This is a genomic window from Bacillus sp. CPT56D-587-MTF (assembly GCF_058792335.1).
In genome coordinates, this window is record NZ_JBYTEF010000001.1 from 2,147,323 (window position 1) to 2,163,614 (window position 16,292).

General features: G+C 32.3%; 10 protein-coding genes and 4 pseudogenes. 11 read left to right on the forward strand and 3 right to left on the reverse strand.

Annotated elements, in window-relative coordinates; all coding sequences use genetic code 11:
* The first annotated feature begins 90 nt into the window (after positions 1-90).
* On the forward strand, positions 91-738 hold the full coding sequence (locus AC3WVZ_RS10990; protein ID WP_000655736.1) for a lysozyme family protein: 648 nt from the start codon (positions 91-93) through the stop codon (positions 736-738).
* Between the two features lie 314 nt (positions 739-1,052).
* The gene (locus tag AC3WVZ_RS10995) at positions 1,053-1,559 is read left to right on the forward strand and encodes a GNAT family N-acetyltransferase (protein WP_000470149.1); all 507 of its coding nucleotides are present in this window, start codon (positions 1,053-1,055) and stop codon (positions 1,557-1,559) included.
* A gap of 366 nt (positions 1,560-1,925) precedes the next feature.
* Here the strand turns inward: AC3WVZ_RS10995 and AC3WVZ_RS11000 are convergent, their stop codons facing one another.
* Positions 1,926-2,111, reverse strand: a complete 186-nt coding sequence (locus AC3WVZ_RS11000) for a hypothetical protein (RefSeq protein WP_002196003.1) — start codon at positions 2,109-2,111, stop codon at positions 1,926-1,928.
* 933 nt (positions 2,112-3,044) lie between these two features.
* On the opposite strand from AC3WVZ_RS11000, the gene AC3WVZ_RS11005 reads away from it, so the two are divergent.
* Both AC3WVZ_RS11005 and AC3WVZ_RS11010 read left to right on the forward strand, forming a co-directional pair.
* A complete protein-coding gene (locus AC3WVZ_RS11005) occupies positions 3,045-4,463 on the forward strand; it encodes an S-layer homology domain-containing protein (protein ID WP_000680975.1) in 1,419 nt (472 codons plus the stop codon).
* A gap of 24 nt (positions 4,464-4,487) precedes the next feature.
* Positions 4,488-4,601 (forward strand): annotated as a pseudogene (locus AC3WVZ_RS11010) (polysaccharide deacetylase); the annotation flags it as partial.
* Here AC3WVZ_RS11010 and AC3WVZ_RS11015 read toward each other — a convergent pair.
* Positions 4,589-4,696 (reverse strand): annotated as a pseudogene (locus AC3WVZ_RS11015) (peptidase M56); the annotation flags it as partial. The pseudogenes AC3WVZ_RS11010 and AC3WVZ_RS11015 sit on opposite strands and share 13 nt — an antisense overlap.
* A 747-nt stretch (positions 4,697-5,443) precedes the next feature.
* Between AC3WVZ_RS11015 and AC3WVZ_RS11020 the strand changes: the two are divergent.
* The 7 genes and pseudogenes from AC3WVZ_RS11020 to AC3WVZ_RS11050 all read left to right on the forward strand — a co-directional run bounded on the left by AC3WVZ_RS11020 (position 5,444) and on the right by AC3WVZ_RS11050 (position 14,335).
* On the forward strand, positions 5,444-5,776 hold the full coding sequence (locus AC3WVZ_RS11020; RefSeq protein WP_000433519.1) for a hypothetical protein: 333 nt from the start codon (positions 5,444-5,446) through the stop codon (positions 5,774-5,776).
* A gap of 116 nt (positions 5,777-5,892) precedes the next feature.
* A pseudogene (locus AC3WVZ_RS11025) lies at positions 5,893-6,407 on the forward strand (protein kinase).
* 509 nt (positions 6,408-6,916) lie between these two features.
* Positions 6,917-8,632, forward strand: a pseudogene (gene colA / locus AC3WVZ_RS11030) (collagenase ColA); the annotation flags it as partial.
* 660 nt (positions 8,633-9,292) lie between these two features.
* Entirely contained in the window at positions 9,293-10,330 is a 1,038-nt protein-coding gene (locus AC3WVZ_RS11035) for a serine hydrolase domain-containing protein (RefSeq protein WP_233936365.1), read from the forward strand.
* 249 nt (positions 10,331-10,579) lie between these two features.
* On the forward strand, positions 10,580-12,547 hold the full coding sequence (locus tag AC3WVZ_RS11040) for a penicillin-binding transpeptidase domain-containing protein (RefSeq protein WP_000737757.1): 1,968 nt from the start codon (positions 10,580-10,582) through the stop codon (positions 12,545-12,547).
* Positions 12,548-12,984: 437 nt separating this feature from the next.
* Positions 12,985-13,518: an RNA polymerase sigma factor gene (locus AC3WVZ_RS11045; RefSeq protein WP_000438330.1), complete on the forward strand. Its 534-nt coding sequence runs from the start codon at positions 12,985-12,987 to the stop codon at positions 13,516-13,518.
* The gene (locus AC3WVZ_RS11050; RefSeq protein WP_001060762.1) at positions 13,508-14,335 is read left to right on the forward strand and encodes an SH3 domain-containing protein; all 828 of its coding nucleotides are present in this window, start codon (positions 13,508-13,510) and stop codon (positions 14,333-14,335) included. Before AC3WVZ_RS11045 ends, AC3WVZ_RS11050 begins: the two co-directional genes overlap by 11 nt.
* Positions 14,336-14,346: 11 nt before the next feature.
* Here AC3WVZ_RS11050 and AC3WVZ_RS11055 read toward each other — a convergent pair whose 3' ends face one another.
* Positions 14,347-16,107 (reverse strand): peptidoglycan D,D-transpeptidase FtsI family protein, encoded by a 1,761-nt coding sequence (locus AC3WVZ_RS11055; RefSeq protein WP_065382198.1) that lies wholly within the window; start codon positions 16,105-16,107, stop codon positions 14,347-14,349.
* Between the last annotated feature and the right edge of the window lie 185 nt (positions 16,108-16,292).

Consider the following 16,292-nt stretch of genomic DNA (forward strand, 5'->3'; position numbering starts at 1 on the left):
TAAAAAGGGCGGGAGATAGATGTTCATTACATAGTTTGTAAATAACCAATTACCTTTGAAAAATTAAATTTTTTATACGAGGAGGAATATATGAAGGATACAAGTAAAAAACAAATTATAAAAGTGTTCCTTATTAGTATTTTAGGCTTAGTAATAATACTTGGAATGCTATATTTTAATCATAAAACCAATATTCAACAAAATAAAGCGCAAGCCACCGAAAAACGTGTATTGCAATATGAGTCTACCTTAAAAAAAGAATTAGAAAAATATAATTTAGGAGAGAAAACACCAATTTTATTAGGAATTATGTATCAAGAGAGTAGAGGTGAGGGAAACGATCCTATGCAGTCATCTGAATCACTTGGATTAAAGCCAAATGAAATTCAAGAGACAAGCTTGAGCATTGAACAAGGGGTAAAACACTTTGCTAAAATGTATAAATATGGAACGGACAAGGATGTTAGCATGGATACAATTATTCAAAGCTATAATATGGGGTCAGGTTATATTGATTTTGTTGCTAGTCAAGAAGTTAAACAACACTCGGAGGATTCAGCCAAAAAGTTTTCTAAGATGAAAGTTGATCAAAATCCAGCGATGTATACTTGTGGTGGAAATAAAAATAATTTTAGGTATCCATATTGTTATGGTGATTTCACATATGCCACAAAGGTAAATGAAAAAACAAAACTTATTGAAGAACTTCTTCGAAATGTACATAGCTCTTCTAAATAAGTTGCAGAATAAAATATAATGATACCGTCAGTTAATAATAATAATAATAATAATAGCTAAGAAAAAACTACTTCCTTTCTTAATTCACATAATTTTCAAAAATAAATCCTGTGGATGTTAATATTTGTTATATAGTATATTTGTCAAAGCATTACCCCTAAAGTTTCTACAGTCAATCTGTAAGATAGTTTGTTTGGCTCGTATATTCACCTTAAAACAAAAAGAACTTGTAGAGAGTCCTACAAGTTCTTTTTGTTTTAAGGGTTAAATGTGGATTTAAAATATAGTTGCAATTTTTTGAGGGGGAAAAGTAAATGTTTATAAAAACAGAAAGATTATTAATACGGAAATTTGAGTTCAAAGATTGGCAAGCTGTTCATGAGTATACATCAGATATCAATGTTATGAAATACATACCTGAAGGGGTTTTTACTGAAGAAAATACAAGAAACTTTGTGAATGAAAACATTGGTGAAAACGCTAAGAACTTTCCTGTAGTATTAATTCATAAAGATATTCTGATTGATCATATAGTTTTTCATAAATATTTTGGTGAGCATACATATGAGATTGGTTGGGTGTTCAATCCTAAATATTTCAATAAAGGATATGCTTCTGAAGCAGCACAAGCTACATTGGAATATGGATTTAAGGAAATGAAATTACATAGGATTATAGCTACATGTCAGCCACAAAATACCCCATCATATCGAGTAATGGAGAAGATTGGAATGAGAAGAGAAGGCTATTTCAGGAAGTGTATACCACATGGGAATGAATGGTGGGATGAATATTATTACGCTATTTTAGAAGAAGAGTAGTGTTTCAGAATGCATTATTTAAATTGACACTCTTATTCCTAAATAGGCAAGTTGACTATCTTTATTGGGGATTCTTGCTACTAAAGGCGAAGTTTATTTCCGGTATCGCTGACGTGCAAAACTTTGTATAATCTGATCTTATCTCTAAATCACAACTGTTACCCCATCACCATCAAGTTAAAGTTTCGTTTTATTTTGCTAACTTGATGGTGATGTGACGTAACCTTAATTATTTAAAAATTTTAAAAAGGCCCATTAGTCATGTTAAAGGGACCTTGATCACGCAAATGATCTGTAAACCAATTCATTTTTGATATACAGATCATTTGTATAATAATTTTTATAAATAATTGCTAAATAGTGAATTTACATAAATACTTTTAGTAGTTCTTGAATTAATGGGATTGCTCCACCTATAAATTTTAAAACTGCCATTGCGATTTCCATATTATTCTCTCCTCTTTTTCGTATTAAGATGTAATAAATCTTTATAACTTTATTATAGTAAGCGCTTACAATAATAACAATACATTTCCGTATGCAATATTGCATATTTATACATTAGATCTCTATTATTCATTTTTTAATGGTACTATAGCGAGGTGAGAGTCTTTAAGGGTTCTCCTTAATAGGAGGAAATATGGAAAGAGTGCAAGCGATTTACAGTAATCAAAAATTTAAGAGTTGGGTTAAACAGGTATTAGCTGTAGGAGGAGTAATAGGGTGCTGTTATTTGGTGTTATATGTTTTCTGTTTCTTAGTTATCATGTAAATAGTATACAACTAAACTAGTAGAGTCTTGCCTAGAGAGGTAAGGCTCTTTTATTGTAGTACCTGGAGATGAGCAAACTACATACAATATCTCTCAGGTTTTTCAGATCACTTTGTAGGATTCCTTGTTTAGAACACTAATTAATATCATTGAAAACAGAATTCTATGGATAAAAAATATGTTTTTACTAGATACATACTAAAAAGATAAGCATAAATTATATTAGATTTTGGCAAAATCTTTTTGAATTGGAAAAGGATTTAAATCTTACTTATAGACTTGATTCCTTTTTATATAATATAATCCTTATATTGATACGTAAATATAATACAGTAATAATAAATTAAAAGCAAGAATTTTAGTAGCGGTACGTTCACACATCCATCAACTTAAGATTTTCAAACAAAAAATTCTTTTTTTAATTGATTAATAGTAAACGAGAAAGATTGGCAAATTAACAACTAAAGAGATTTCTTCAGGTAAAATCTATCAAAAGGTCCTTTACAAAATTTATACATAAGTCAATTATAAAATCATGTAAATATTATGTATTTTTGTAAAAGAAATTCATTGACACTTGTGTATATAAGTAACTATACTCGTTACATCAAATTGAATGCGTGATAATACGATTTTATTATTATTACAAACATGTAAATATAAAAATAGAAAATCTCAATTTGATAAATACAATGGTAGAGGTGTTTATTTTAATGAAGCACAAATTAATTGCAACAGGTATCCTTGCAGGAGCTATATTATCCTATTCTTCTAATATTTTAGCAGATACTCATAAATTCCCTGATGTTCCTACATGGGCTGATAAATCCGTTAACTATTTAGTTGATAAACAGGTATTAAATGGTTATCCAGATGGAACTTTTGGTTCAAATGACTCCTTAGACAGAGCTTCGGCTACAAAAATTATGACAAAAGTTTTAGGTATAAAAATTGACCCTAATGCAAAACCATCTTTTACAGATTCACAAAACCACTGGGCTACTCCTTATATTGCTGCTGCTGAAAAAGCTGGTATTGTTAAAGGTGAAGGTAATGGAATCTTTAATCCATCCGGAAAAGTAACTCGTGCTGCTATGGCTACCATGCTAGTAAATGCATATAAACTACAAAGCACAGCAAATCATAACGAGCAGGTTAGATTTGAAGATTTAAAAGGGCATTGGGGAGAAAAACATGCCAATATTTTAATAGATTTAAAAATTTCTAATGGTACCGAGAACGGTTGGCAACCAAATAGATTTATAACACGTGCTGAAGCTGCTCAACTTACTGCAAAAACAGATATGTTACAACAAAATTTAAACGATGAAAAAGAGGTTATTACTGCTACCTCATATGAAGATTTAAATTTAACAGTGGCTTCGAAAATTACAGCTCAAGAGATTGATAGTTTTATTGCAAAATATCATTCAGATAGTCCCTTAGTTGGACATGGACAAGATTTTATCAATGCGCAAAATCAATATGGCGTGAGTGCTCATTATTTAGCGGCGCATGCGATTTTAGAATCTGGATACGGAAAATCAGAAATCGCATATCAAAAACATAATTTATTCGGTCTACGTGCATATGATGGAGATCCGTTTAAATATGCGAAATATTTACCAAGCTACGGCGATAGTATTGCTTATAACGCTAATTATGTACGAGAAAGATATTTAGAAGAAAGTGGTATGTATTATAACGGGTCAACATTAACTGGCATGAACGTGAAATATGCATCAGATAAAGGCTGGGCTAAGAAAATTGCGGGTATTATGGAACGTATTAAACCGTTTCGTGTAGAAGACTATACATATGCAAAAAAATTACCAAAGAATCCTGAAACATTAGATGTCGACGCGTTATCTAATGAAATTCCATATAAAATGTATGCAGACGGTTCAAGCTCAAATGTTGTATCATCAGCTACTTACTATCAGGTACCTTATCCATTTAATTTAAAAATTAAAAGTAGACCAGATGTAGCTGTCGAGGAGAATAAAGTTGGTACAGTAACTCCTGGAACAACCATCTTTATTTATCGTGAAGATCCGAATGGATGGGTAGAATTCTCTTTTGAAGCTAATGGAGAAAAATATTGGACATTAAAAAATAAATTAAGTATGTAATTAAAAAGATCTATTTCACTAGTTTTAAAAGTATGGGATTGGACAATTGATTCTCTAGATTGGAAATACAATAAATTACCCGTTGATGTAGCAGCTGCAAAGATTATTCAAAATGTCTTAGCAGGTGCTACATCCGCATACTTTTTCGGGAAAATGTTGCGCAAAGTAGGTTCATTTTCAACACTATCTCCTGGTTCACCGTAATCTTCAATGATGTAATATTCTTTATTTTTAATGTATATATTGAATATACAAATATATTGTGTTATGATGTGAATTAGAAACTCGCGTGTTTCAAATACAACATTTTTATCTTTTTGATGACCTCTTATCTTTCCGTAAGAGGTCCTTTTTTATCCCTCCGTATTGCATAGCCGCTAAAATACTATGAAAAGATACTAGAGACTACTACAATGTGATATTCTCTAGTATTTTTTCTTTATCCATATTATCTATTGTTGGGTAATTGATGAATTGTTAATTTTTGTATAATTTTCACAAAATAACTTTGAACCATTATTTATTTCAATATAAAATAATAAAGGTATATATATGAATAGGTATGTCCTTTTTATGTGATGATAATGCGAATTGAAGCGTAATACTGAAACGGTAAACGAGAAGAATCAGGGCCGAAACAGATAGTAAGGAGCAGACAATACTTATAATGAAAACGTTCATAATGGACTGTCTATGGATGGAGAAAAAATACGAAAAGATAAAAGGGGCAAATGAATATGAACAGAGCCTTTAAAGGTACCGTATTAGCAGGGATAAGTGTGGGTTTCTTGCTAGCTGGTTGTACAATAGAAACATATGTCCTAACGCAGTCCAGAATATAAGCAAGTAGATTAAGTATTCTAAGCAGATAAATGAAGACTATAGCGATGAAGAAATTGAAAGACAACTAAGAGGTATAGCATCCTGACTTTCTAAATAACATGAGTGTTTCTATAGAATGAATCCTTAGGAGGGCTATTGTGGAACCTTTAATCAATGCTATTTTATACTTTGTATTTTTATTTGGAGCACTGTTTCTTATACTGGGTACTGCATTGGTTTTATTAATCGCGGCTGCATTACCAGTAATCTGGAAGAAAAATCTATCATTCCTAATGATTAGCTTAGGTATAAATATACTTGTCATTCCATTGTCTTTTTTTATTGGCGGGATGGCAACAGATTCCCCTGGTAGTACGATGCACGATTTTTGGGAAGTATTTTTGTTTATTCAGATATTTCCGTTTCCCCTAGTACTGCTATCTTTAGTTTGGTGGCTTGTGCGTCGAAAAAAAGAAAAAGTTCATGTGTAGCGTTTTTAATGCAAATAAGCTGTCCGTTTGGGCAGCTTATTATATTTATTACTAAGCGTGATTATTTCCAAAATGAATGCAATACCACTATACAGTTAAATTGAAGGTGAACCATATTGAAATCTTATCAAACTTTAGCCCACTTGTATGCATTAGGACTAGGCTGCGGACTTTGGAATAGAGAGGAGGTTATTTCATGGTGCGATAGGTTGATTGAAGCAAATGATCACCCGCCATATGAAATTATGGAGATATCTTTAATGTCTAAAGCAAAGCTGATATATATATAGAATCGGCTTTACTGTCATATAGCCGCATAGTTGATGAAAACCCCTCGGTAAACATCCTTCTTTCAGTCTTAAATGAAAAGTTAGTAGTTCAGAAATGGAATATTAAACAAGCTATTACTTGCTCTACTCGATTACTAGTAAATAGAGGCCTGTATTGGGAAGAAGAATATTTTGATTTATACAGCCTTAATGATAGCTATGACTTAGCACAGGAAGGTATCCATTTTAATGAAAAAGATGTGATTTCTGCTTATATCGATACATTAGGTGTTTTTCGCGTCCATTTTAACGAGTTTGAAGATCTCTATTTACAAGTCATGAAACAGAAGTGGCAAGGGTAGAAGGCAGGAAAAAGAATCATTGGATCGTAAGAGTTACTTCCTGTATTTATCACCAAATTTATCTAGCCAAGACAAATCTGTCTTCGTGTTGATGAATTTTTGTCTCTTAATAACTTAATGCTATCGTTTTTATTTTTTCCGACAGCAAGCTAAGTTAGCATGTTTAATGCATAATGAGACGCCTGTAAATGAGCATTACTATTTAAATTTTTACCAGAGAGTAATTTAGTTAATTAGTAGAAAAAGGAAGGGGCCTATTTGGCTCCTTCCTTTTTCTCATACATACATAACGCTTGTTGACAACTTATGAAATAATAGCATTCATCGCTATTAAAATATAACATTAAAAGCAATTAATTAGATATATAATTTTGCATATATTGTACTATTTCATGAATAGGAACAAAACTATTTATCTCTTTCTGTATGGAGACAAATAGATTTAGGTTTACTTAAGTTAAGAAGATCTGATCATTGATTACTGGTTAAACCATATTTCTACGTATTTGAAAAAAATTATATTTGATGACGGATCTATTGTCTTTAAGACGGGAGATAAAGTAACAGAAGAAAAAATTAAGAGATTATATTGGGCAGCCAAGGAAGTAAAAGCACAATATCACCGTGTAATTGGAAATGATAAAGCACTAGAACCGGGTAATGCTGATGATGTACTAACAATAGTAATTTATAATAATCCAGATGAATATCAATTAAATAGACAATTATATGGATATGAAACAAACAACGGTGGAATTTATATTGAAGAGAAGGGGACTTTCTTTACATATGAGCGTACGCCAAAGCAGAGTATTTATAGTTTAGAAGAGTTGTTCCGTCATGAATTCACTCATTATTTACAAGGAAGATATGAGGTTCCTAGTTTATTTGGAAGCGGAGAAATGTATCAAAATGAACGGTTAACTTGGTTCCAAGAAGGGAATGCAGAATTTTTTGCAGGATCTACACGTACAAACAATGTTGTTCCACGTAAAAGTATAATAAGTGGCTTATCATCTGATCCAGCAAGCCGTTATACAGCAAAGCAAACTTTGTTCGCCAAATATGGATCTTGGGATTTTTATAAGTATTCCTTTGCACTACAGTCTTATTTGTATAATCATCAATTTGATACATTTGATAAGCTTCAAGATTTAATCCGTGCAAACGATGTGAAAAATTATGATGCGTATCGTGAATTATTAAGCAAAAATACACAATTGAATGCAGAATATCAAGCATATATGCAGCAGTTGACTGATAATCAAGGTAAATATAATGTACATCAAGTAACAAATGATTATTTAATTCAACACGCACCAAAGCCGTTAGCTGAAGTGAAAAACGAAATTGTAGATGTAGCAAATATAAAAGATGCAAAAATTACAAAACATGAGTCGCAATTCTTTAACACATTTAGCGTGGAAGGCACGTACGTTGGTGGGATATCAAAAGGTGAGTCTGAAGATTGGAAAACGATGAGTAAACAAGTAAATCAAACTTTAGAGCAGTTATCCCAAAAAGGGTGGAGCGGTTATAAAACAGTTACAGCCTATTTTGTAAACTATCGTGTGAATGCAGCTAATCAATTTGAATATGATATTGTTTTCCATGGTGTTGCGACAGAGGAAAAAGAAAAAACGACTACTATAGTAAATATGAATGGACCATACAGCGGGATAGTAAATGAAGAAATTCAATTCCATAGCAATGGTACAACAAGTGAAAATGGAAAAGTTATTTCTTATCTATGGAACTTTGGGGATGGTATAACAAGTACAAAAGCGAATCCTACCCACATATATGGAGAAAAAGGAACATATACTGTGGAACTAACTGTGAAAGATAGTAGAGGAAAAGAAAGTATAGAACAGACAAAAGTTACTGTAAAACAAGATCCGCAAACAGGCGGGTCCCTTGAAGAAGAGAAGATACTCCCGTTTAATACGCTTGTAAAAGGAAATCTGGTTACTCCTGATCAAACAGATGTTTATACGTTTAATGTTACAGATCCAAAAGAAGTAGAGATTTCTGTGGTAAATGAACAAAATATTGGGATGACATGGGTACTTTATCATGAATCAGATATGCAAAATTATGTAGCTTGTGGTGAAGATGAAGGAAATACTATAAAGGGAAAATTCGTAGCGAAACCAGGGAAATATTATCTGAATGTGCATAAATTTGATGATAAAAATGGTGAATATTCACTATTAGTAAAATAAATTCATTTCCGATATGTATACGAGAGTTGTATTTTAGGAGGAGTCTGTCACGATAGGCTCCCCCTATTTTTTTATTTATAAGGATGAAACTAAGCTTCCAACCTGTGTTCCGATTGGGAGGCATACAGGTGACACTCCAGGATTTAGTACTTTTGCTGAAGTACACTTGACGGAGAACGCATGCTTGTTATCAGGTTTGAGTAATACGAAAAGCGCTAACAGTCAGGATTCTTCTTCCATTTGGTGAAAAGGAAAAAATTTTCATGGAACAATAATTTCTCAAGTAGAATATTTTGTTATGTGGAAAATAAAGTAAAATGAATATTTACGTTATAGAAGAAGCGCTGTAAAATATTGTTTATATTAAGATTTTTTGTATATTTCAATAATTAATTCTATTGGCTTTCATTCCAATCAAAAAACTGTCATAAAAAAAGAGGGGGAAGACATTGTTTGCTAAAATTTGTTTGTAAAAGCTTTTAACCTGTTAAGAGCAATCCTAAGGTAGACTATTAATTTCTTTAATAATTTTTGCTTTCCTTTAGTACTTGGCATAATGCATTAAAAAGTTTAAATTTTGAAAGGAGAATTTGACATTATATATATATAGTATTTTTTATTGTATTCCTAACCATTCAAAGAGAAGGGGATGTGATTAAGGTGAATAATACATATAATGAAAAGACGCATACATTGATTAAACAATTATTAAAAAAGTTTTCACCAAAAGTTCCTGGCTTTGCATATATGGCCAGTTTTGATAGCGGAGTAACGTATAAAGGTGCAGTTGGCTTAGCTTCTATAGAGGAAAATCTACCGATAACCACAAAGAGCGTTTTTAATATCGCCTCAGTTTCTAAACAATTTACAGCGTTTTCTATATTACTCTTAGAACAAGAGGGAAGATTGAGTTTAGATGATTCAATTGTAAAGTTTGTCCCTTCTATAGGAACATATGCTGAACCAGTAACATTGAGGCATCTAATTCATCATACTGGCGGACTAGTTGATTATATGGAATTGGCTCATGCGGAAAATATTGAATTTACTGATATATTAACTGTGGAACAATCGCTAAAACACCTTAATGGTCATCAAATTGCAAGGTTCCCTGTTGGCACAAAATTTGAGTATAGCAATACAGGATATTTTTTATTGTCATTGGTGGTAGAGAAGGTAAGCGGGAAGTCTTTACGTCAGTTTGCAAAAGAACGTATTTTTGATTCTTTAAATATGAAAGACACAACAATTGTAGATTGCTACCCAACTACTATATCAATTGCTAGGGGGTATTCAAAGAATGAACAAGGAGCATATATGGTCTATGAAAGCCCTTGGGAACATACAGGTGATGGGGCAGTTCATGCAACAGTCGAAGACCTGGTAAAGTGGGGAGAAAATTTAACTACAGGTACCGTTGGCGGAAAAGAACTTGTTAAAAGAATGAGCGAAATAGGTCCGGAAATTTCTCCAACTAGGGAAACGATTATTGACAATGAAGATTATGCTTTTGGGCTAAGGCTTGCAGAAGGTTTTAACTGTCGATACTTGGAACATTCAGGTAGCTGGGCAGGTTATCGTTCATACTTCATGCGGTTTCCAAAAGAATATTTGACTGTTGTAGTACTAAGGAACTATGATGGATTTGACTCTAAAAAATATGCTAATGAAATAGCAGGAATTATTTTAGAAAAGTAAAAAATAGGGTGTAGAAGAGTATCTGGATTTGGTTAACCACACGTTGTTTTAGGGTGTAATTGATTTTGGGAACGGAAGGCAGGCATATATTTATGCCTGCCTTTTTTGTATTAAAATGAACATAGATATTAATTTTTTTGTAAATATGGAACAATGTCATTACTTACACTGTCTATTAAGCGTTAAAACATTTTTTATTAAATAAATTACGAAAGGAATCATCATTTTTAACTAAGGGAGAAGATTGAATTGAAAAAATTATGGATGCTGCTTTTCGTTTGTTTCGCAGTTTTGTTGGTAGGATGTAATAAAAACGAACCACCAAAACAAGCATTTGAAGAATATATCAATTTATGGAATGATAGAAAATTTGCAAATATGTATGATCATTTATCAGACCATGCCAAAAAATCGATTTCTAAAAAAGAATTCACAGAAAAATATCAAAAAATCTATGAGGGGATTGGAGCTAATAATTTAAAAGTTAAAATGAAAGGAGAGAATACGAAAGATAAAGAGCTTTTTCTTTTTGAAGTTAAGATGGATACGGATGTAGGACCAGTTTCATTCATCCATGAAGCAAAACTTGTGAAAGATAAAGAGTCTTGGGAAATAGATTGGACACCAGACTTCATCTTCCCAGGTATGAAAAAAGATTACAAAGTACGTATGCAAATAGAGCAAGGAAAACGCGGAGAAATATATGATCGAAATGGAAAAGGGCTTGCAACGAATGGTAAAGCGACTGAGGTTGGAATTATTCCAGAGAAACTAGGCGAAACAGCAGCGCAAACGAAAGAAATAGTAGCACAATTACTTGATATGTCTATAGAAGAGGTCGAACAAAAGCTCACAGCGAAATGGATAAAACCAGACTCCTTTGTACCAATTGGCATTTTAAAAGAGGGAACCAGACAGAATGATTATATTGAATTAGAAGGAGTTTCATCTCACCCAGTAAATATTCGTACGTATCCATTAGGTGAAGCAGCGGCACACTTAACTGGATATATAGGAAAGGTGAATGCGGAGGAGTTAAAATCACTTCAAAAACAAGGTTATCAAGCAGATGATTTAGTAGGTAAGACTGGTTTAGAGAAAGTGTTAGAAAATAAATTGCGTGGTGAAAAGGGTGGACGCGTATTTATAGAAGATGAGAAGGGGAAAGAGATTAAAAACGTAGCAAAAAAAGAAGCAAAAGAAGGAGAAAATGTTACGTTAACAATTGATGCTGCAATTCAAGAAAAAATCTTTAATGAGATGAAAACTGAAGCAGGGTCTAGTGCAGCGGTCAATCCTAAAACAGGTGAAACAATCGCACTTGTAAGTAGCCCTGCTTATAATCCAAATATAATAGTTAGAGGAGCATCGAAAGCCCAACGAGAAGCATGGAGTAACGACTCGAAACTACCAATGACGAATCGCTTTACACAAGCATTTGTACCAGGTTCCGTATTTAAAACGATCACAGGTGCAATTGGTTTGGAAACAAACACAATAAATCCGAAGGAAGAATTTAAAATTCAAGGATTGAAGTGGACAAAAGATTCATCTTGGGGAAATTACTATGTAACGCGTGTAAAGGATGCAAGTCCAATTGATTTTGATAAGGCAATGAAGTACTCTGATAATATTTATTTTGCTCAACAAGCTTTGAAAATAGGAAAAGATCAGTATGTAAATGAACTGAAGAAATACGGTTTTCATGAAAAATTACTAATCGAATACGAATTTCCTATTTCAATCATTGCAAGAGATGGGATAAGAAACGATATCCAACTAGCAGACACAGGCTATGGACAAGGACAAGTATTAATGACACCACTTCATTTAGCATTAACATATGCACCGATTGTGAATGAAGGGAATATTCCGTCGCCACATCTTTTAAAAGAAGCAAAAGTAGCAGGGAATTGGAAAGAAAATGTGGTTTCTAAAAAGAATCAAGAAATATTAAAGAGTGCATTAATCAAAGTCATTAATGACCCTGATGGTGCAGGGAGAATTGCAAAGGTTGATGGTGTAACGCTTGCTGGTAAAACTGGTACAGCAGAACTGAAAGAGTCGAAAGAAGCAGACGGAAAAGAACTGGGATGGTTCGCAGCTTTCGATGCAAATGCGCCAGACATGATTGTTACAATGATGATTGAAGATGTAAAAGGAAGAGGGGGAAGTAACGTTCCAGGTGAAAAAGTAAAACATGTATTTCAGAAATAATACTTAATTATAAGGTGAATTTTTTGACTACATTTATTACATGTTTGCTTAACTCAAAGATATAAATTGGGGAAAATATAGAGCAATGAAATTTCAAAAAAGCATTCTTTCTAATCGAGAATGCTTTTTTGCTGCGACTCTAGAAAGTTAATACCTTATCTTAATTTTCATTTCTGAAAAGTTGGCATTGCTAATGGTAAATAGAAGAGTATAGCAAGTTGAAATGGACAAGTGGAGTGTTACGTTAAATTCAAAAAACAGATTTTCATGAGTAGAATTTTATCATTGTATGCTTTACTTGTTTTTTAGTAGTATTATTCTGCTTGAAAAAAGATAAACAATGGAACAAATGAAACTTGTATCTTGTCTATATATTGAAACCATAATAAAAGTGAGGGCAGTTTTTATGTTTATTCAAATAAGTTTGAGGTGTGGAAATGGAACAGACGTTTATTGAAAAGTGTAATCATGATGAGCTGGACTATGTTATAAAAGACTATTGGCAAGATGTATGGAATTATTCATTTATTATTACGAAAGATCCACACTTATCAGATGATATCACGCAAGATGTATTTATAAAGGTGTTTAAAAATTGGAATTCATTTCGAAAGGAGTCATCTATTAAAACGTGGATTTTAAAAATCACAAGAAATACGGCAATAAACTATTTGAAATCCTCCTATTTTAAAAGGATATCTTTAATAGGATTTTTTAGTGACGATAAGCAATCCCTGTCAGCAGAACAAGAATTTTTTAACCAAGAAGAGATGAATGAGGTGTGGAAGGTTGTATTAAAACTACCTAAAAAGCACCGTGAAATAATTATATTGGACGCAAAATATGAATTATCATATGAAGAAATGGCTGAAACATTAGGAGTATCCATTGGAACTGTAAAATCGAGATTAAGTAGAGCGAGAAGTAAGGTTTCAAAATTAATAGGGGAGGGTAGTAGTGATGAACAATAAACAAAATCCTGACTGGTATAGAAAAATAAAAAAAGGCCCAATGGAGAATCGTAAAGATGAAGAAGAATTTATTTCTAAAATAAAGCAGTCTATATACGAAAATAATGAAGTGGATTTTGTAAAACATAAAAGACCATTTCGTAAAAAAGCATTACCTATTGTAGTTGTTTTAGTTTGTACAATGTTATTTTTTATTGTTCAACAACCTTGGCTTGATGATAATAAATCACCAGTACAAAGTAGTACTCAAATTAAGCCTAAAACAAAAGATGAGTCTGCTCAAGATCCATCATTAAAACAATTTATGAATGAACTATATCAAAGTACGAACTCAAAAAATGAAAATGACCTGTACAAAGCGTTAAATGATGAAGTTCTATTTAAAGGGAAGAGTTATAAGAAGGATGAACTGAAGTTTGATGAAGATATTTTTCATGAGTTGCAAGTCGCCCTTACAATGGGGGGAGAGTTTGGAAATGATACAAAGCAAGTATATAAAGTACCAAGTGGATTGACGGAAAGTAACCAACCAAAGCAAGCACATTTTATATATGCAACTGTTACTGGAAATAAAACAAAAATTTTAGCAGAACCAAAGCGAGAATCACAAGTTTTATATGAAGTATCTAATGAAATGGTAAAAGCTTGGATTCCAGAAAAAGTGCAGAATGATGGATATATAAAAATATCGACAATTAACGGTAATACTGGATATGTACAGAAAGAGTACATTTTAACTGATATTAAATATTCATTTATGTTCGAAAAGAATAATGAAGGTATATGGAAAATAATAAATATAGATTCTATATGGTAAAAGAGGAAGGTTCACTTTAATGAACCTTCCTCTTTGTTTTTATTCTCTTTTTGAAGAGTATTCCAGTACTCTAAAATTTCTGATGTAACGAGAGCGGCAATGTTTTTTTCGGAATTACTGCCAGGAATAACGACAGAAACGGCAATTTGTGGATCTTCAGTAGGAGCATATGCAATGAAAAGAGAATGATTTATCATTCTTTCTTGCTCATTTGGAAAACCTGTAATACCTGTTTTACCTGCGACGTCAAAGGGCAACTTTTTAATTTCCTCTATATTTTGACTCATTCCACCTTGCACGACACTCCAAAAGTTCATCGGGTAACGATTTGAACTTTCTAAAATGGTTTTAAACTTTTTGGTTTCCTTACCATCTTGACCAATAATCGCACTTACGATTTGAGGTTTATATTTATCACCTTTACTTGCCAATGTTGCTGCATATTGAGCGAGTTGAAGAGGAGTATGCACTTCATTTCCTCCCCAAGAGGCATTTAATAAAGCAGAAATCCCATTTTCAAATTTATTAGATGGATGGAATTCATATTGTCCGTCTTCTTCAAAGGGCAAATCAATCCCGGTTTTAGAACGTAGGCCGAATTGCATTAAATAATCTGTCCATATATGTGCCACTTTTTCTATATTTCCATTATTTTGGTTGAATAAGGGCAGAGCTACTTTTGCTGTCATAAATGTGTTAGATGAATTAATGATAGCCTGCCTCGGTGTAATCTCACCTGTTGGTGTTCCAGGTGCATTCGTAATGTTATTTTGATTATCATACTGAAAAGTACCTTTATCTAAATAAGTATCTTCGGGTTGAAAAAGTTTTTCGTTTAATCCAATTAAAATAGTAAGTGGTTTTATAGTAGAAGCCATATTTACATAAGATTCACCATACTTTAATTTTTGAATCGCTTTATTTTGCGAAAGAGATTTAATATTTTCTTTTCTAGAAGATACATGTGTATTTAATATATTTGGATCAAAAACTGTCGAGTTGACCATAGTTAAAATCGCGCCAGTTTTTGCATCGCTCACTACAGCATAACCAGCTTTAGCATCAGGTGTTTTCTTAATTTGCGATCTTAATGCTTCTTCTGCCTTTTGCTGCAACTCAGAGTCTAAAGCTAGCCGTACATCTTTTCCTTTTTGTACTTTTTGAATGTTCCATAAGAACTTTTTATTATTCAATTTAAAAATAAGAGTTTTACCTGGTTTTCCTTTTAAATCATTTTCATATTGCAGCTCAATCCCGCTTTTTCCAACAGCCATATGCTTTGAATTAAGGTCATTTTCTACATACCCAATTACTTGTGAACCAATTTCGTGTTTAGGATAATATCGAATCCATTCATCTTTAATTATTACATTATTGGGTTTGTTTTTGTTTATGAATGCAAGTTCATTCTCAGTTATATCAGAGTATAACGGTATATCATTCATAGTCTGCTTTTTACAAGATTGTTGTAATTGAGATTTTATGTTCTCTGTAGAAATATCATGTTGAAACTTGCTTGAAAATTGATTAAAAAAAGCTAATGTGCTTGATGTATCTTGTTTCGATAGCTTTTCATCATTAGAAGTGCAATATAGAGACTTAACTTTCTTATTTGTAGCTATTATTGCACCATTTTGATCAAAAATCTTTCCTCTTTCAGCTGAAGAAGTTGCGATAGTAATTGAAATGAAGTTGATTTTTAATAAAATTAGTAAAATCAAACCTACAATAGAAAGAACCGCAAATAATCTCCATCTTTTTGTATGTAACATATAACCCTCCCTTATGTAGCCTACTTCATCTTATATTTAATTATTTTTTTTGTAAATGTGGAACAACTGTATTGTTTAGGTTGTCTATTAAGTATTACAGCATGAAGAAAGGAATAATCAATATGAAAAGTTACTAGCAAGCCTATGTGTAAAATATAATATGAGTCACATTGCAAGCGACAAAA